This window comes from Enterobacter sp. NFIX58, from assembly GCF_900110475.1.
In the GTDB taxonomy this organism is placed as follows: Bacteria; Pseudomonadota; Gammaproteobacteria; order Enterobacterales; family Enterobacteriaceae; genus Enterobacter; species Enterobacter quasiroggenkampii.
In genome coordinates this window covers 157,209-173,544 of the sequence record NZ_FODW01000003.1, presented here as the reverse complement: position 1 = coordinate 173,544, position 16,336 = coordinate 157,209, and the positions used below count along the sequence as shown (strand labels likewise).

The 16,336-nt window shown below is 54.7% G+C and carries 15 protein-coding genes; all 15 read left to right on the top strand.

The features are described 5' to 3' along the window. The first annotated feature begins 613 nt into the window (after positions 1 to 613). The 15 genes from BMW97_RS14225 to cpsG all read left to right on the top strand — a co-directional run bounded on the left by BMW97_RS14225 (position 614) and on the right by cpsG (position 16,325). On the top strand, positions 614 to 1,753 hold the full coding sequence (locus BMW97_RS14225) for a polysaccharide export protein (protein ID WP_008499413.1): 1,140 nt from the start codon (positions 614 to 616) through the stop codon (positions 1,751 to 1,753). Between the two features lie 6 nt (positions 1,754 to 1,759). Then, positions 1,760 to 2,203 (top strand): low molecular weight protein-tyrosine-phosphatase Wzb, encoded by a 444-nt coding sequence (gene wzb / locus BMW97_RS14220; RefSeq protein ID WP_045908628.1) that lies wholly within the window; start codon positions 1,760 to 1,762, stop codon positions 2,201 to 2,203. Between the two features lie 2 nt (positions 2,204 to 2,205). Next, positions 2,206 to 4,368 carry a tyrosine-protein kinase Wzc gene (gene wzc / locus BMW97_RS14215; RefSeq protein WP_045908627.1) on the top strand — a complete coding sequence of 721 codons (2,163 nt, stop codon included), beginning with the start codon at positions 2,206 to 2,208 and terminating at the stop codon, positions 4,366 to 4,368. Between the two features lie 149 nt (positions 4,369 to 4,517). Beyond that, positions 4,518 to 5,360 carry a colanic acid biosynthesis glycosyltransferase WcaA gene (wcaA, locus tag BMW97_RS14210; RefSeq protein ID WP_045908626.1) on the top strand — a complete coding sequence of 281 codons (843 nt, stop codon included), beginning with the start codon at positions 4,518 to 4,520 and terminating at the stop codon, positions 5,358 to 5,360. Beyond that, positions 5,360 to 5,851 (top strand): colanic acid biosynthesis acetyltransferase WcaB, encoded by a 492-nt coding sequence (wcaB, locus tag BMW97_RS14205; protein WP_039025009.1) that lies wholly within the window; start codon positions 5,360 to 5,362, stop codon positions 5,849 to 5,851. The genes wcaA and wcaB overlap by 1 nt, the downstream gene beginning before the upstream one ends. Further along, positions 5,848 to 7,065: a colanic acid biosynthesis glycosyltransferase WcaC gene (gene wcaC, locus BMW97_RS14200; protein ID WP_045908625.1), complete on the top strand. Its 1,218-nt coding sequence runs from the start codon at positions 5,848 to 5,850 to the stop codon at positions 7,063 to 7,065. The genes wcaB and wcaC overlap by 4 nt, the downstream gene beginning before the upstream one ends. Next, entirely contained in the window at positions 7,040 to 8,260 is a 1,221-nt protein-coding gene (gene wcaD / locus BMW97_RS14195; RefSeq protein WP_045908624.1) for a colanic acid polymerase WcaD, read from the top strand. The genes wcaC and wcaD overlap by 26 nt, the downstream gene beginning before the upstream one ends. Before the next feature lie 16 nt (positions 8,261 to 8,276). After that, positions 8,277 to 9,023, top strand: a complete 747-nt coding sequence (wcaE, locus tag BMW97_RS14190; RefSeq protein ID WP_008499420.1) for a colanic acid biosynthesis glycosyltransferase WcaE — start codon at positions 8,277 to 8,279, stop codon at positions 9,021 to 9,023. Between the two features lie 15 nt (positions 9,024 to 9,038). Beyond that, complete coding sequence (wcaF, locus tag BMW97_RS14185) at positions 9,039 to 9,587, top strand: colanic acid biosynthesis acetyltransferase WcaF (RefSeq protein ID WP_045908623.1); 549 nt, start codon at positions 9,039 to 9,041, stop codon at positions 9,585 to 9,587. Between the two features lie 24 nt (positions 9,588 to 9,611). Continuing rightward, on the top strand, positions 9,612 to 10,733 hold the full coding sequence (gene gmd, locus BMW97_RS14180) for a GDP-mannose 4,6-dehydratase (protein WP_003863514.1): 1,122 nt from the start codon (positions 9,612 to 9,614) through the stop codon (positions 10,731 to 10,733). Positions 10,734 to 10,735: 2 nt separating this feature from the next. Next, positions 10,736 to 11,701, top strand: a complete 966-nt coding sequence (locus BMW97_RS14175; protein WP_045908622.1) for a GDP-L-fucose synthase — start codon at positions 10,736 to 10,738, stop codon at positions 11,699 to 11,701. Between the two features lie 2 nt (positions 11,702 to 11,703). Next, positions 11,704 to 12,183, top strand: coding sequence for a GDP-mannose mannosyl hydrolase (locus BMW97_RS14170; protein WP_045908763.1), 480 nt, complete (start codon positions 11,704 to 11,706; stop codon positions 12,181 to 12,183). Then, positions 12,180 to 13,403 carry a colanic acid biosynthesis fucosyltransferase WcaI gene (gene wcaI / locus BMW97_RS14165; protein ID WP_045908621.1) on the top strand — a complete coding sequence of 408 codons (1,224 nt, stop codon included), beginning with the start codon at positions 12,180 to 12,182 and terminating at the stop codon, positions 13,401 to 13,403. The genes BMW97_RS14170 and wcaI overlap by 4 nt, the downstream gene beginning before the upstream one ends. Before the next feature lie 3 nt (positions 13,404 to 13,406). Beyond that, the gene (gene cpsB, locus BMW97_RS14160; RefSeq protein WP_045908620.1) at positions 13,407 to 14,843 is read left to right on the top strand and encodes a mannose-1-phosphate guanyltransferase; all 1,437 of its coding nucleotides are present in this window, start codon (positions 13,407 to 13,409) and stop codon (positions 14,841 to 14,843) included. Positions 14,844 to 14,954: 111 nt separating this feature from the next. After that, positions 14,955 to 16,325 (top strand): colanic acid biosynthesis phosphomannomutase CpsG, encoded by a 1,371-nt coding sequence (cpsG, locus tag BMW97_RS14155; RefSeq protein ID WP_029742028.1) that lies wholly within the window; start codon positions 14,955 to 14,957, stop codon positions 16,323 to 16,325. Positions 16,326 to 16,336: the final 11 nt, after the last annotated feature.

Here is a 16,336-nt window from a genome sequence, read left to right as displayed (position 1 = left end):
AATGTCAGTATGAGATTTCTCTCAATAATCATTAAATTAATAATACCGGGAATAATAAGTCTAATTCATCAAGAAAGTCTGTATTTATCTGAAATAACAAAATTAAGAAATATCGCATGAAAAGATGTTCAATGATAACGCTGTCAATATAAAGAAATTCTTAAAAATAAACTGCTTTTCTAAACAAATTCTTAAAATTTGGTGTTCGGAACCCGTTTTCTTGCCTGTTTTGGGATTAGCTGTTACAAGATTATTAGCCTGAAAAAGGATATCTTCTGTTACTGGTTGTTGTTTTTTTTTGAGCGACTAACGAAATAGTGCCTGCGTATTATGAATGCTCCATTTATTTCAAATGCAAAAAATCTGGCGATTTTTTGCCTGCAATTCATCGTGTTATAGCGTATTGGTAGCTGGAAGCCAAGGGCGGTAGCGTGCCTGGATGTGTGTGGATGAGCCATGATTCCGTTGTCAACAGTGACTGGCCAAATAACGTTTTTTTTAGGAATGATGCTAGTTATATTTTTATTTAATTAGCTACATTCTTAATGCATTTTAGATTCACACGTATTTAAATTGCACAGGATAATTACTCTGCCAAAGTGATAAATAATCAATGATGAACTCCAAAATGAAATTGATGCCATTATTGGTGTCTGTGACCTTGATGAGCGGTTGCACTGTCTTTCCCGGCAGCAATATGTCAACAATGGGCAAGGATGTGATCAAGCAACAGGATGCCGATTTTGATCTCGACAAAATGGTGAATGTTTATCCACTTACGCCTCGTCTGGTCGAACAATTACGCCCACGTCCAAACGTTGCCCAGCCGAATATGTCACTGGACCAGGAAATCGCGTCCTACCAGTATCGCGTAGGGCCAGGAGACGTCATTAACGTGACCGTCTGGGACCATCCCGAACTGACCACGCCAGCGGGCCAGTACCGTAGCTCAAGCGACACCGGTAACTGGGTGCAGTCAGATGGCACCATGTTCTATCCCTACATTGGTAAAGTCCATGTGGCAGGGAAAACGCTTGCCGAGATCCGTAGTGATATTACCGGCCGCTTAGCGCAGTACATCGCCGACCCGCAGGTGGACGTTAATATCGCCGCATTCCGCTCGCAAAAAGCCTACATCTCCGGCCAGGTGAACAAATCCGGTCAGCAGGCTATCACCAACGTTCCTCTGACCGTGCTGGATGCCATTAACGCCGCGGGCGGATTAACCGACGGCGCCGACTGGCGCAACGTGGTACTGACCCACAACGGGAAGGAGCAGCGCATTTCACTGCAGGCGCTGATGCAAAACGGCGATCTGACCCAGAACCGCCTGCTTTACCCGGGCGACATCCTCTATGTACCACGCAATGACGATCTCAAAGTCTTCGTGATGGGTGAAGTGAAGAAACAAAGCACCCTCAAGATGGACTTCAGCGGTATGACGCTGACCGAAGCGCTGGGCAATGCTGAGGGTATCGATCTGACGACCTCTAACGCGACCGGCATCTTCGTGATCCGTCCGCTGAAAGGTGAGGGCAGTGCGAAAGGCAAGATTGCCAACATCTACCAGCTGGATATGTCCGATGCGACCTCTCTGGTGATGGCGACGGAGTTCCGTCTCCAGCCATACGATGTGGTGTATGTCACTACCGCACCGGTTGCCCGCTGGAACCGTCTGATCAACCAGTTGCTGCCAACCATCAGTGGCGTTCGCTACATGACGGATACGGCGCGCGACATTCATACCTGGTAATCCGCGATGTTTAACAAAATTCTGGTGGTATGCGTGGGGAACATTTGCCGTTCCCCTACGGCTGAACGGTTGTTGAAACACTACCAGCCCGAACTAACCGTTGATTCGGCAGGGCTGGGTGCACTGGTCGGTAAAGGTGCCGATGAGCGCGCAACGATCGTGGCGCGGGATCATCACCTCTCTCTCGACGGGCATGTTGCCCGCCAGGTCACTGGCCGCATGTGCCGCGAGTATGACCTGATTCTGGCGATGGAAAAACGCCATATTCATGCGCTGTGCGATATCGCTCCGGAGATGCGCGGTAAGGTGATGCTGTTTGGACACTGGGACAATGAACGTGAAATCCCCGATCCCTACCGCAAAAGCCATGAGGCCTTTGAGGCGGTTTACACCTTACTTGACCAGTCTGCCCAACAGTGGGCGCAGGCACTGAAAGCTCAGCAGGGATAACAATGACCGAAAAAACAAGACCTTCTGCCGCCCCGACTTCGGGCAGTGATGAAATTGATATTGGACGCCTGGTCGGCACTGTTGTCGAGGCAAAGTGGTGGGTGCTGGGCATTACCGCCGTGTTTGCCGCGGCGGCCGTCGTCTACACGCTGTTTGCCACACCTATCTACAGCGCCGATGCGCTGGTGCAGATCGAGCAGAATACCGGTAACTCGCTGGTGCAGGACATTGGCTCTGCGCTGGCGAACAAGCCGCCGGCCTCCGATGCTGAAATTCAGCTCATCCAGTCACGTCTGGTGCTGGGTAAAACGGTCCACGACCTTGGCCTTGATATCTCCGTCACCAAAAATACCTTCCCGATCTTTGGTGCGGGATGGGATCGGTTGATGGGCAGAAACAACGACACGGTCAAGGTCACTGACTTCGTGCTGCCAAAAGGGGCCGCCGATCAGACCTTTACCCTGACGGTGCTTGGACCGAAACAGTACCAGCTGACCAGCGACGCGGGCTTTAGCGCGCGCGGTGAAGTGGGGCAGATGCTCACCAAAGATGGCGTCAGCATGATGGTCAGCGCGATCAATGCCCAGGAGGGCGGTGAATTCACCGTCACGAAATTCTCCACGCTGGGGATGATCAACAATCTTCAGAACAACCTGACCGTCACCGAAAACGGTAAGGATACCGGCGTGCTGAGCATGACCTTTACCGGTGAAGATAAGGATCAGATCCGCGACATCCTGAACAGCATTACCCGCAACTATCTTGAGCAGAACGTCGAGCGTAAGTCGGCTGAAGCGGCGAAAAGCCTGGCCTTCCTCGCGAAACAGCTCCCGGAAGTTCGCGGCCGTCTGGATGATGCCGAGAACAAGCTGAACGCCTACCGTCAGGATAAAGACTCCGTTGACCTGCCGCTGGAGGCAAAATCGGTCCTCGATTCGATGGTCAATATTGATGCGCAGCTTAACGAGCTGACCTTCAAAGAGGCGGAGATTTCCAAGCTTTACACCAAACGCCACCCGGCCTACCGCACCCTGCTGGAAAAACGCCGCACGCTGGAAGAGGAGAAGGCGAAGCTCAATGACCGCGTGACCGCGATGCCGAAAACTCAGCAGGAGATCGTGCGTCTGACCCGCGACGTGGAGTCCGGACAGCAGGTCTATATGCAGCTGCTGAACAAGCAGCAGGAGCTGAAAATCACCGAGGCAAGCACCGTGGGTGACGTGCGCATCGTCGACCCGGCCATTACCCAGCCTGGCGTACTGAAGCCGAAGAAAGCGCTGATCATTCTCGGCAGCATTATTCTCGGCCTGATGCTCTCCATCGTTGGCGTGCTGCTGCGTTCGCTGTTCAACCGCGGTATCGAAAGCCCGCAGGTGCTGGAAGAAAACGGTATCAACGTCTATGCCAGCATTCCGCTGTCTGAGTGGCAAAAATCCCGTGATAGCGTCAAAACCATCAAAGGCGTTAAGCGTTACAAACAGAGCCAGCTGCTGGCGGTGGGTAATCCAACCGACCTCGCTATCGAAGCGATCCGCAGCCTGCGCACCAGTCTGCACTTCGCCATGATGCAGGCTAAAAATAACGTCCTGATGTTAACCGGCGTCAGCCCGTCAATCGGTAAAACCTTTGTCTGCGCCAACCTGGCGGCAGTGGTCAGCCAGACCAACAAGCGTGTGCTGCTGATCGACTGCGATATGCGCAAAGGCTACACCCACGAACTGCTGGGTACCAACAACGTTAACGGTCTGTCGGAAATCCTGCTTGGCAAAGGTGATATCAGCCAGAGCGCGAAGCCCACGACGGTGCCGAAATTTGACCTGATCCCACGTGGGCAGGTGCCGCCTAACCCGTCCGAGCTGCTGATGAGCGAGCGCTTTAGCGAACTGGTGGCGTGGGCGAGCAAAAACTACGACCTGGTGCTGATCGATACGCCGCCGATTCTGGCCGTGACCGACGCGGCCGTTGTTGGCCGCCATGCGGGTACCACGTTGATGGTGGCGCGTTACGCGGTGAACACCCTGAAAGAGGTGGAAACCAGCCTGAGCCGCTTCGAGCAGAACGGGATTGAGGTAAAAGGGGTGATCCTGAACTCCATCTTCCGTCGCGCGACCGGCTATCAGGATTATGGCTATTACGAGTACGAATATAAGTCTGACAGTAAATAACAAAACCCCCCACACCCCTCACCCTAACCCTCTCCCCAAAGGGGAGAGGGGACTGTTCGGTGCTGGATTTGGGGGACGAACGTAATGATAACCACTGGCTGCCTTTCACCCTCTCCCCTTTGGGGAGAGGGCCGGGGTGAGGGGAAAAAATGACCACACAACGCCCTTTGATTTCTATCTATATGCCGACATGGAATCGTCAGCAGCTGGCGATCCGCGCAATCAAGTCGGTGTTACGTCAGGATTACGATAACTGGGAGCTGATCATCGTGGATGACTGCTCTTCCTCGTATGAACAGCTGCAAAAATTTGTGACTGACCTCAACGACCCGCGGGTGGTTTATACACATAACGCCATTAACTCCGGCGCCTGTGCTGTGCGTAACCAGGCGATTATGCAGGCCAAAGGGCAGTATCTGACCGGCATCGACGACGACGACGAATGGACGCCGAATCGCCTGTCTGTCTTCCTGTCGCATAAAGAGCAGCTGGTCACGCACGCGTTCCTGTATGCCAACGACTATGTCTGTCAGGGCGAGGTGTACTCGCAGCCCGCGAGTCTGCCGCTGTATCCGAAATCTCCGTATTCTCGACGCCTGTTCTACAAGCGCAACATCATTGGTAACCAGGTCTTCACCTGGGCGTGGCGCTTTAAAGAGTGCCTGTTCGATACCGAACTGAAGGCTGCGCAGGATTACGATATCTTTCTGCGCATGGTGGTGGAATACGGCGAACCGTGGAAGGTCGAAGAGGCCACGCAGATCCTGCACATCAACCACGGGGAGATGCAGATTACCTCCTCGCCGAAAAAATTCTCGGGCTACTTCCATTTTTACCGCAAGCACAAGGACAAGTTTGACCGTGCCAGCCGTAAATATCAGCTTTTTACCCTCTATCAGATCCGCAATAAGCGCATGAACTGGCGCACGCTGCTGACGCTGTTGTCCGTTCGTAACGGCAAGCGCCTGGCTGATGGACTTCGGGGGAAATAATGTTTCTGGAAGATTGCCGCGCTAACAGCTGGAGCCTGCGTCCGTGCTGCATGGTTCTGGCGTACCGCATCGCGCATTTTTGCTCGGTGTGGCGTAAGAAAAATGTCCTGAACAACATCTGGGCGGCACCCGTGCTGGTGCTGTATCGCATCATCACCGAATGCTTTTTTGGCTATGAAATTCAGGCCGCGGCCACCATTGGCCGCCGCTTTACCATCCATCACGGCTATGCGGTGGTGATCAACAAGTTCGTGGTCGCCGGGGATGATTTCACCATCCGCCATGGGGTGACCATTGGCAACCGTGGGCCAGACAGCCTGGCCTGCCCGGTCATTGGCAATAACGTCGAGCTGGGCGCAAACGTGGTGATCATTGGTGACATTACGATTGGTAACAACGTCACAATTGGTGCGGGCAGCGTGGTGCTGGACACCATTCCGGATAACGCGCTGGTGGTGGGAGAAAAAGCCCGCGTGAAGGTGATTAAATGAATATTTTGCAATTTAACGTACGCCTCGCAGAAGGCGGAGCGGCAGGGGTGGCGCTGGATCTGCACCAGCGCGCGCTGCAAAAAGGACTTCAGTCTCGTTTTATTTATGGCTATGGCAAGGGCGGCAAGAAAAGCGTCAGTCACGATAACTTCCCGCAGGTGCATAAGCACACGCCGCGCCTGACCTCGATTGCCAATATTGCGTTGTTCCGTCTGTTTAACCGCGATCTGTTTGGCAACCTGAATACGCTTTATCGCACGGTGACCCGCACTACCGGCCCGGTTGTGCTGCATTTTCACGTGTTGCACAGCTACTGGCTAAATCTGGAAGAGGTGGTGGCGTTCTGCCAGAAGGTGCAGGCCCACAAGCCCGACACCCGCTTTGTCTGGACGCTGCACGATCACTGGAGCGTAACCGGCCGTTGCGCGTTTACCGACGGCTGCGAAGGCTGGAAAAACAACTGCCAGAAATGCCCGACGCTGAGCAACTACCCGCCGGTGAAGGTGGATCGCGCGCATACGCTGGTGGCCGGCAAGCGCCAGCTGTTTCGCGACATGCTCTCGCTCGGCTGTACGTTTATCTCCCCGAGCCAGCACGTGGCCGATGCCTTCAACAGTCTGTACGGGGCAGGGCGCTGCCAGATTATTAACAACGGCATCGACGTAGCGACGGAAGCCATTCTCGCCGAGCTGACGCCGGTGGCAGAAACCGCGGGCAAACCGAAGATCGCTATCGTTGCGCATGACCTGCGTTACGACGGGAAAACCAACCAGCAGCTGGTGCGCGACATGATGGCGCTGGGTGACAAAATTGAGCTCCATACCTTCGGCAAATTTTCACCGTTCGAAGGGGCTAACGTGGTGAACCACGGGTTTGAAACCGATAAGCGCAAGCTGATGAGCGCGCTGAATGAAATGGATGCGCTGGTATTCAGCTCCCGCGTGGATAACTACCCGCTGATCCTCTGTGAAGCGCTCTCCATCGGCGTGCCGGTGATTGCCACCCACAGCGATGCGGCACGCGAAGTGCTGGAAAAATCGGGTGGGAAAACTTTTGCCGAGCAGGAGGTCCTGCCGCTGGTGCAGTTGCCAAAGGCGCAGATCGCTCAGGCTGTTTTTGGCACTGACCTGGAATCGTTCCGCAACCGCAGCCGCAAGGCCTACAGTGGACAACAGATGCTGGAGGAGTATGTCTCGTTCTATCAGAATCTGTAGTTATCTGCTGCTGCCGCTGATCTATCTGCTGGTCAACGTCAAAATTGCCCAGCTCGGCGAAAGCTTTCCGATAACCATCGTCACCTTCTTGCCCGTTCTGCTTCTGCTGTATGTCGATAAAATCAACCTGAAGAAGCTGATGATTGCCTTAGGGTTGGGCACGGGCCTGACGCTGTTTAACTACATCTTTGGTCAGTCGCTGGATGCCAGTAAATACGTCACCTCGACCATGCTGTTTGTTTATATCGTTATTATTATCGGAATGGTCTGGAGTATTCGCTTCAAAACGATTTCTCCGCACAATTATCGGAAAATCCTCAGGTTCTTTTATATTGCCGTTGCGTTAATTGTTATGCTTGCTGCCATGGAGATGGCGCAAATTATTCTTACCGGCGGCAGTAGCCTGATGGAGATAATTTCGAAATATCTCATTTACAGCAACAGCTATGTTTTGAACTTCATCAAGTTCGGCGGGAAGCGTACCACGGCCCTCTATTTTGAACCGGCGTTTTTCGCTTTGGCGTTAATCTCAATTTGGCTCAGCATCAAACAGTTTGGTATCAAAACGCCTAAGACCGATGCTATGATTCTTGCAGGAATCGTTCTGTCTGGATCGTTCTCAGGGGTAATGACATTTATCCTGTTTTACCTGCTGGAATGGGCGTTTCAGTACCTGAACAAAGATGCGATTAAGAAAAAACTGCCGCTGGCGATTATCTCCCTGACGGTATTTATGGTGGGCGTGATATTTGCCTTCCCATACATCTCAGAACGACTGGGTGATTTGGGAACGGAAGGCTCATCGTCCTATTATCGTATCATTGGACCGCTGGTGATGGTGGGTTATTCCTTAACCCATATAGATGGTGTAGTAAGATTCGGCTCACTTTACGAATATGTTGCATCATTCGGAATCTTTAACGGTGCGGATGTCGGTAAAACCATAGACAATGGTCTGTATCTGTTAATTATTTATTTTTCGTGGTTCGCCGTACTGTTGACGCTGTGGTATCTGTTTAAAGTTTTCAAAATGATGATTAACGCGTTCGGGGATAACCAGAACTTTCGCGTGCAGCTTTATCTGTTTACGCCGGTGTCGCTGTTTTTTACCGGGTCAATATTTAGTCCGGAATATGCTTTCTTGATTGTCTGTCCGTTTATTCTGCGCAAAGCGCTTAATATTACGAACGTATGACGAAATGAGGTGATTTATGTTTCTTAGCGTCATTACTGTCGCTTTTCGTAATTACGAAGGGGTGGTAAAAACCTGGCGCTCGCTGCGCAACCTGGCGCGCGATCCAAGCCTCACCTTTGAGTGGATTGTGGTCGACGGCGGCTCGAACGATGGCACGGCGGAGTTTCTGGAAAAACTCAACGGTGAGTTCAACTTACGTTACATCAGCGAGAAAGATAAAGGCATCTACGATGCGATGAACAAAGGCATCAATATGGCGCAGGGCCGTTATGCCATCTTTCTGAATTCGGGTGATATTTTCCATGATGACGTGGCGCTGTTTGCCCGTCAACTGGCGCGCCAGAAAGAGGACGCCATGTATATTGGCGATGCGCTGCTCGATTTTGGCGACGGACATAAAGTGTGTCGCAGCGCGAAGCCGGGCTGGTATATCTATCACAGTTTACCCGCCAGCCATCAGGCCATTTTCTTTCCGGTAAAAGGTCTGAAAAAACAGCCTTACGATTTGCAGTATAAAGTGTCTTCCGATTATGCGCTGGCCGCCAGTCTCTATAAGTCAGGTTACCCGTTCCGCCGAATTAAAGGGCTGGTATCTGAATTTTCAATGGGTGGCGTGTCAACCTCGAATAATCTGGAATTGTGCCAGGATGCCAAAAACGTGCAGCGTAAAATATTACGCGTGCCGGGGTTCTGGGCGGAATTATCTTATTTTTTACGCGTGCGCACCACGAGTAAAACGAAAGCCTTATATAACAAAGCCTGAATATAAGGAAACGTAATGCAGGATCTGAACGGTTTCTCCGTACCGAAAGGTTTTCGGGGGGCGGGCGGTATTAAAGTGCAGCTATGGTGGGCCGTTCAGGCCACCTTATTTGCCTGGTCACCACAAATACTGTACCGCTGGCGAGCATTTTTATTGCGTCTGTTTGGCGCAAAAATAGGAAAAAACGTAGTCATTCGGCCTTCGGTGAAAATTACCTACCCCTGGAAATTAACGCTTGGGGATTACGCCTGGGTAGGGGATGACGCGGTGTTATATACCCTGGGCGAGATTACGATTGGCGCAAATTCGGTGGTTTCACAGAAATGTTATTTGTGCACCGGCAGTCATGACTTTATGAGTCAGCATTTTGATATTACCGCTTCGCCTATTGTGATTGGCGAAAAATGCTGGCTGGCAACGGATGTTTTTGTTGCACCGGGTGTTTCTGTTGGCGATGGCACGGTCGTTGGTGCCCGCAGCAGCGTTTTTAAATCGCTACCGGCAAATAAAGTTTGCCGTGGCAACCCCGCAGTGGTGATACGCGAACGCGTTGAAACTGATTAAATTCATAAGTAGAGGAATATAAACATGTCTAAAGTCGCTCTCATCACCGGCGTTACCGGGCAGGATGGTTCTTACCTGGCAGAGTTACTGCTGGAAAAAGGTTATGAAGTACACGGTATTAAACGTCGTGCGTCTTCTTTCAACACCGAACGTGTCGATCATATTTACCAAGATCCTCACGCGGCGAACCCGAAATTCCACCTGCACTACGGCGACCTGACCGATACCTCCAACCTGACCCGTATCCTGCAGGAAGTGCAGCCGGATGAAGTCTACAACCTGGGCGCGATGAGCCACGTTGCGGTCTCCTTCGAGTCTCCGGAATACACCGCTGACGTGGATGCCATGGGTACGCTGCGTCTGCTGGAAGCGATTCGCTTCCTCGGCCTTGAGAAGAAAACCCGTTTCTACCAGGCATCCACCTCTGAGCTGTACGGTCTGGTGCAGGAAATTCCACAGAAAGAGACCACGCCATTCTATCCGCGCTCTCCGTACGCGGTAGCGAAACTGTACGCTTACTGGATCACCGTGAACTACCGTGAATCCTACGGCATGTACGCCTGTAACGGCATTCTGTTCAACCACGAATCTCCACGTCGCGGCGAAACCTTCGTGACCCGCAAAATCACCCGCGCTATCGCCAACATCGCGCAGGGTCTGGAATCGTGCCTGCACCTCGGCAACATGGACTCCCTGCGTGACTGGGGCCATGCCAAAGACTACGTGAAAATGCAGTGGATGATGCTGCAGCAGGAACAGCCAGAAGACTTCGTGATCGCCACCGGCGTGCAGTACTCCGTTCGTCAGTTCGTTGAAATGGCTGCCGCGCAGCTGGGCATCAAGCTGCGCTTCGAAGGCACCGGCGTGGAAGAGAAGGGCATCGTGGTTTCCGTGACCGGCCATGACGCACCGGGCGTGAAGCCAGGCGACGTGATTGTGCAGGTTGACCCGCGCTACTTCCGTCCTGCTGAAGTGGAAACCCTGCTGGGCGACCCAACCAAAGCACACGAGAAGCTGGGCTGGAAACCAGAAACCACTCTGCAGGAGATGGTTTCCGAGATGGTAGCCAAAGATCTTGAAGCAGCGAAAAAACACTCCCTGCTCAAGTCTCATGGCTACGAGGTTGCCATCGCCCTGGAGTCCTGAGAATGACAAAACAACGTATTTTTGTCGCCGGTCATCGCGGAATGGTGGGTTCCGCGATTGTTCGCCAGCTCGAACAGCGCGGTGACGTCGAAGTGGTTGTCCGCACGCGCGATGAGCTTAACCTGCTCGACAGCCGTGCGGTACAGGACTTCTTTGCTAACGAACGCATTGACCAGGTGTATCTGGCGGCGGCGAAGGTGGGCGGCATTGTTGCCAACAACACCTACCCGGCGGATTTCATCTACGAAAACATGATGATTGAGAGCAACATCATTCACGCGGCGCATCTGCACAACGTGAACAAGCTGCTGTTCCTCGGCTCATCCTGTATTTACCCGAAAATGGCGAAACAGCCGATCGCCGAAAGCGAGCTGCTGCAGGGCACACTGGAAGCGACCAACGAGCCGTACGCCATTGCCAAGATTGCCGGGATTAAGCTGTGCGAGTCCTACAACCGTCAGTTCAACCGCGACTATCGCTCGGTGATGCCGACCAACCTGTACGGACCGCACGACAACTTCCATCCGAGCAACTCGCACGTGATCCCGGCGCTGCTGCGTCGTTTCCACGAGGCAACCGCCGAGAACGCGCCGGATGTGGTGGTGTGGGGCAGCGGTACGCCGATGCGTGAATTCCTGCACGTGGACGACATGGCTGCGGCCAGCATTCACGTGATGGAGCTGGATCGCGAAGTGTGGCAGGAGAACACCGAGCCGATGCTGTCGCACATCAACGTGGGCACCGGCGTGGACTGCACCATTCGCGAGCTGGCGCAGACCATCGCGCAGGTGGTGGGCTACAAAGGCCGCGTGGTGTTTGATGCCACGAAACCGGACGGCACGCCGCGCAAACTGCTGGACGTGACCCGTCTGCATCAGCTGGGCTGGTATCACGAGGTGTCACTGGAGCAGGGGCTGGCAAGCACCTATCAGTGGTTCCTGGAAAACCAGCACCGCTTCCGGGGGTAATGATGTTTTTAAGTCAGGAAGATTTTGCCACGGTGGTGCGTTCCACTCCGCTCATCTCGATTGATTTGATCGTGGAGAACGAACGCGGCGAGTTCTTGCTGGGGAAACGAACCAACCGTCCTGCGCAGGGCTTCTGGTTCGTGCCCGGTGGGCGCGTGCAAAAGGATGAGACGCTTACCGATGCGTTTGAGCGTCTCACTCTGGCGGAACTGGGTCTGCAGCTGCCGATGGCAGCGGGCCAGTTTTACGGGGTCTGGCAGCACTTCTATGACGATAACTTTTCAGGCACCGGGTTCACCACGCACTACATCGTGCTGGGGTTCCGCCTGAAGGTGAGTGAGGCAGACCTGCGTCTGCCTGATTCTCAGCACGACGACTACCGCTGGCAGACGCCAGAGGTGCTGCTGGCGAGCAACAATGTGCATGACAACAGTCGCGCCTATTTCCTCGCTGAACGTCAGTCCGGGGTGCCGGGCTTATGAAGATCCTCGTATACGGAATCAACTACTCGCCGGAGCTAACCGGTATCGGGAAATACACCGGCGAGATGGTCGAGTGGATGGCGAGCCAGGGACATGACGTGCGGGTCATTACCGCGCCGCCGTACTACCCGGAATGGAAAGTGGGGGAGCGCTACTCCAGCTGGCGCTACCGTCGCGAAGAGGGTGCAGCGACCGTCTGGCGCTGCCCGCTGTATGTGCCTAAGCAGCCCTCAACGCTTAAACGGTTGATTCATCTCGGCAGCTTTGCTCTGAGTAGTTTCTTCCCGCTGATGGCGCAGCGTCGCTGGAAGCCGGATCGCATCATCGGCGTGGTGCCGACGCTGTTTTGCACGCCGGGCATGCGTCTGCTGGGCAAACTCTCCGGGGCGCGCACCCTGCTGCACATTCAGGATTATGAAGTTGACGCCATGCTGGGCCTGGGGATGGCAGGCAAAAGCAAAGGCGGCAAGGTGGCGAAGCTCGCCAGCGCGTTTGAGCGCAGTGGCTTACACAACGTGGATTACGTCTCAACGATCTCGCGCTCGATGATGAACAAGGCGCAAGAGAAAGGCGTCCCGGCGGAGAAGGTGATCTTCTTCCCGAACTGGTCCGAAGTGGCGCGTTTTCGCGACGTGACTGAGCAAGACGCTCAGGCGCTGCGCGCGCATCTCGGTTTGCCTGAAGATCAAAAAATCATTCTTTACTCAGGCAACATCGGCGAAAAGCAGGGGCTGGAGAGCGTGATCGAGGCGGCTCAACTGCTGAACGAACATCCATGGATGTTTGTGATTGTCGGGCAGGGGGGTGGAAAAGCGCGGCTGGAAAAAATGGTCAGCGAACGCGGCCTGACCAACGTGAAATTCTTCCCGCTTCAGTCTTACGAGGCATTGCCTGCGCTGCTGAAGATGGGCGACTGCCATCTGGTGGTGCAAAAACGCGGCGCGGCGGATGCGGTGCTGCCGTCCAAGCTGACCAACATTCTGGCAGTGGGCGGTAACGCGGTGATTACGGCCGAAGCCGAAACTGAATTAGGCCAGCTGTGTGACAGCTATCCGGGGATTGCCGTGTGCGTAGAGCCGGAATCGGTCCCGGCGCTGGTCACTGGCATTGAACAGGCACTTGCCATGCCAAAAATGAACACGGTGGCACGTGAATATGCCGAACGCACGCTCGAGAAAGAGAACGTGCTGAGCCAATTTATTGCAGATATACGGGGATAAATCATGAGTCAAACCACTTTGTATCCGGTTGTGATGGCTGGTGGCTCTGGTAGCCGGTTGTGGCCGCTGTCCCGCGTGCTCTATCCAAAACAGTTCCTCTGCCTGAAAGGGGATCTCACCATGCTGCAGACGACGGTAAACCGTCTCCACGGCGTGGAGTGTGAAAGCCCGGTGGTGATCTGTAACGAACAGCACCGCTTTATCGTTGCCGAGCAGCTGCGCCAGCTGAACAAACTCACAGAAAATATCATCCTGGAGCCTGCCGGACGCAATACCGCACCGGCTATCGCCCTGGCGGCGCTGGCAGCAAAACGCAGCAGCCCGGATTGTGACCCGCTGATGCTGGTGCTGGCGGCAGACCACGTTATCCAGCAGGAAGAGGCCTTCCGTGACGCAGTGCGTGCGGCCATTCCTTACGCTGAGAGCGGCAAGCTGGTGACCTTCGGTATCGTGCCGGATCTGCCGGAAACCGGCTACGGCTACATCCGTCGCGGCAACGTGACGCCGGGTGAAGGCGACAGCGTGGCGTTTGACGTGGCGCAGTTCGTTGAAAAACCCAATCTTGAAACCGCGCAGGCGTATGTCGCCAGCGGGGAATATTACTGGAACAGTGGGATGTTCCTGTTCCGCGCCGGACGCTATCTGGAAGAGCTGAGCAAATATCGCCCGGATATTCTGCAAGCCTGCGAGAAAGCGATGGCGGTGGTGGACCCGGATCTCGACTTTATCCGCGTGGATGAAGAGGCCTTCCTCGCCTGTCCGGAAGAGTCCATTGACTATGCGGTGATGGAACGCACGGCAGATGCCGTTGTGGTGCCGATGGATGCGGGCTGGAGCGATGTCGGCTCCTGGTCCTCCCTGTGGGAGATCAGCGCCCATACCCCGGAGGGTAACGTCCATCACGGTGATGTCATTAGCCACAAAACGGAAAACAGCTACGTCTACGCCGAGTCTGGCCTGGTCACCACGGTCGGGGTGAAAGATCTGGTGGTGGTCCAGACCAAAGACGCCGTGCTGATTGCCGACCGTAACGCCGTGCAGGACGTTAAAAAAGTGGTGGAGAAGATCAAGGCGGATGGCCGTCACGAGCACCACATTCATCGCGAAGTCTACCGTCCGTGGGGGAAATATGACTCCATTGACGCAGGCGACCGTTATCAGGTGAAACGCATCACCGTGAAGCCGGGCGAGGGGCTGTCGGTGCAGATGCACCATCACCGCGCCGAGCACTGGGTGGTGGTCGCGGGTACCGCTAAAGTCACGATCGACGGTGAAGTCAAACTGCTGGGTGAAAATGAGTCCATTTATATTCCGCTGGGGGCTACGCACTGTCTGGAGAACCCGGGGAAAATTCCTCTCGATTTAATTGAGGTGCGCTCCGGTTCGTATCTGGAAGAGGACGATATCGTGCGCTTCCAGGACCGCTACGGACGGGTGTAGCCCTCAGCATCATGCCCGGTGGCGCTGCGCTTACCGGGCCTACGAATGACAAAAAAATCAATTTGGCCATTAAGTGGTCAGGACCGACTGTTGCCTGAAAAAGGGGTCATCATGGAAAAATTAACCTGTTTTAAAGCCTACGATATTCGCGGCAAGCTGGGCGAAGAGCTGAATGAAGACATTGCGTGGCGCATTGGTCGTGCGTACGGCGAATATTTAAAACCGCAGACCATCGTGTTGGGCGGCGACGTGCGTCTGACCAGCGAATCCCTGAAGCTGGCTCTGGCGAAAGGGCTGCAGGATGCGGGCGTGGACGTGCTGGACATCGGTCTTTCCGGAACCGAAGAGATTTACTTTGCCACCTTCCACCTGGGGGTGGACGGCGGTATTGAAGTGACGGCCAGCCACAACCCGATGGACTACAACGGCATGAAGCTGGTGCGCAAGGGCGCCCGCCCGATCAGCGGCGACACCGGCCTGCGCGACGTGCAGCGCCTGGCGGAAGCCAACGATTTCCCGCCGGTGAACGAGGCGAAGCGCGGCAGCTACAAAAAAATCAACCTGCAGAAAGAGTACATCGACCACCTGCTGGGCTACATCAACGTGGCGAACCTGAAGCCGCTGAAGCTGGTGATTAACTCCGGTAACGGCGCGGCCGGCCCGGTTGTCGATGCCCTTGAAGCGCGCTTTAAGGCACTGAACGTGCCGGTGACCTTCGTGAAAGTGCATAACACCCCGGACGGCAACTTCCCGAACGGTATTCCTAACCCGCTGTTGCCGGAGTGCCGCGACGACACGCGTAACGCGGTGATTGAGCACGGCGCGGACATGGGTATCGCCTTTGACGGTGATTTCGACCGCTGCTTCCTGTTCGACGAGAAAGGGCAGTTCATCGAGGGCTACTACATTGTTGGCCTGCTGGCAGAAGCGTTCCTTGAGAAAAACCCGGGCGCGAAAATTATTCATGACCCGCGTCTGTCCTGGAACACCGTCGACGTGGTGTCTGCCGCAGGCGGCACGCCGGTGATGTCCAAAACCGGCCACGCCTTCATTAAGGAGCGCATGCGCGAAGAAGACGCCATCTACGGCGGCGAGATGAGCGCCCACCACTACTTCCGGGACTTTGCCTACTGCGACAGCGGAATGATCCCGTGGCTGCTGGTCACCGAGCTGCTGTGCCTGAAGGGGCAGACCCTGGGCGAGCTGGTGCGCGACCGTATGGCGGCGTTCCCGGCGAGCGGGGAGATCAACAGCAAGCTGGCGCAGCCGGCCGAGGCGATTGCCCGCGTGGAGCAGCACTTTGCGATTCACGCGCTGGAAATTGATCGTACCGACGGCATCAGCATGGCGTTCCCGCAGTGGCGCTTTAACTTGCGCTCGTCCAACACCGAGCCGGTGGTGCGCCTGAACGTGGAGTCCCGTGCGGACACCGCGCTGATGGAAGCCCGAACGAAGGACATTCTGGCGCTGTTGAATCAGTAATAACTGCCCCT

What these genes read in the sequence shown, in the direction of transcription:
- BMW97_RS14225 (WP_008499413.1), top strand. Translation starts at nt 614, where the DNA reads ATGATGAACTCCAAAATGAAATTGATGCCATTATTGGTGTCTGTGACC.
- wzb (WP_045908628.1), top strand. Translation starts at nt 1,760, where the DNA reads ATGTTTAACAAAATTCTGGTGGTATGCGTGGGGAACATTTGCCGTTCC.
- wzc (WP_045908627.1), top strand. Translation starts at nt 2,206, where the DNA reads ATGACCGAAAAAACAAGACCTTCTGCCGCCCCGACTTCGGGCAGTGAT.
- wcaA (WP_045908626.1), top strand. Translation starts at nt 4,518, where the DNA reads ATGACCACACAACGCCCTTTGATTTCTATCTATATGCCGACATGGAAT.
- wcaB (WP_039025009.1), top strand. Translation starts at nt 5,360, where the DNA reads ATGTTTCTGGAAGATTGCCGCGCTAACAGCTGGAGCCTGCGTCCGTGC.
- wcaC (WP_045908625.1), top strand. Translation starts at nt 5,848, where the DNA reads ATGAATATTTTGCAATTTAACGTACGCCTCGCAGAAGGCGGAGCGGCA.
- wcaD (WP_045908624.1), top strand. Translation starts at nt 7,040, where the DNA reads ATGTCTCGTTCTATCAGAATCTGTAGTTATCTGCTGCTGCCGCTGATC.
- wcaE (WP_008499420.1), top strand. Translation starts at nt 8,277, where the DNA reads ATGTTTCTTAGCGTCATTACTGTCGCTTTTCGTAATTACGAAGGGGTG.
- wcaF (WP_045908623.1), top strand. Translation starts at nt 9,039, where the DNA reads ATGCAGGATCTGAACGGTTTCTCCGTACCGAAAGGTTTTCGGGGGGCG.
- gmd (WP_003863514.1), top strand. Translation starts at nt 9,612, where the DNA reads ATGTCTAAAGTCGCTCTCATCACCGGCGTTACCGGGCAGGATGGTTCT.
- BMW97_RS14175 (WP_045908622.1), top strand. Translation starts at nt 10,736, where the DNA reads ATGACAAAACAACGTATTTTTGTCGCCGGTCATCGCGGAATGGTGGGT.
- BMW97_RS14170 (WP_045908763.1), top strand. Translation starts at nt 11,704, where the DNA reads ATGTTTTTAAGTCAGGAAGATTTTGCCACGGTGGTGCGTTCCACTCCG.
- wcaI (WP_045908621.1), top strand. Translation starts at nt 12,180, where the DNA reads ATGAAGATCCTCGTATACGGAATCAACTACTCGCCGGAGCTAACCGGT.
- cpsB (WP_045908620.1), top strand. Translation starts at nt 13,407, where the DNA reads ATGAGTCAAACCACTTTGTATCCGGTTGTGATGGCTGGTGGCTCTGGT.
- cpsG (WP_029742028.1), top strand. Translation starts at nt 14,955, where the DNA reads ATGGAAAAATTAACCTGTTTTAAAGCCTACGATATTCGCGGCAAGCTG.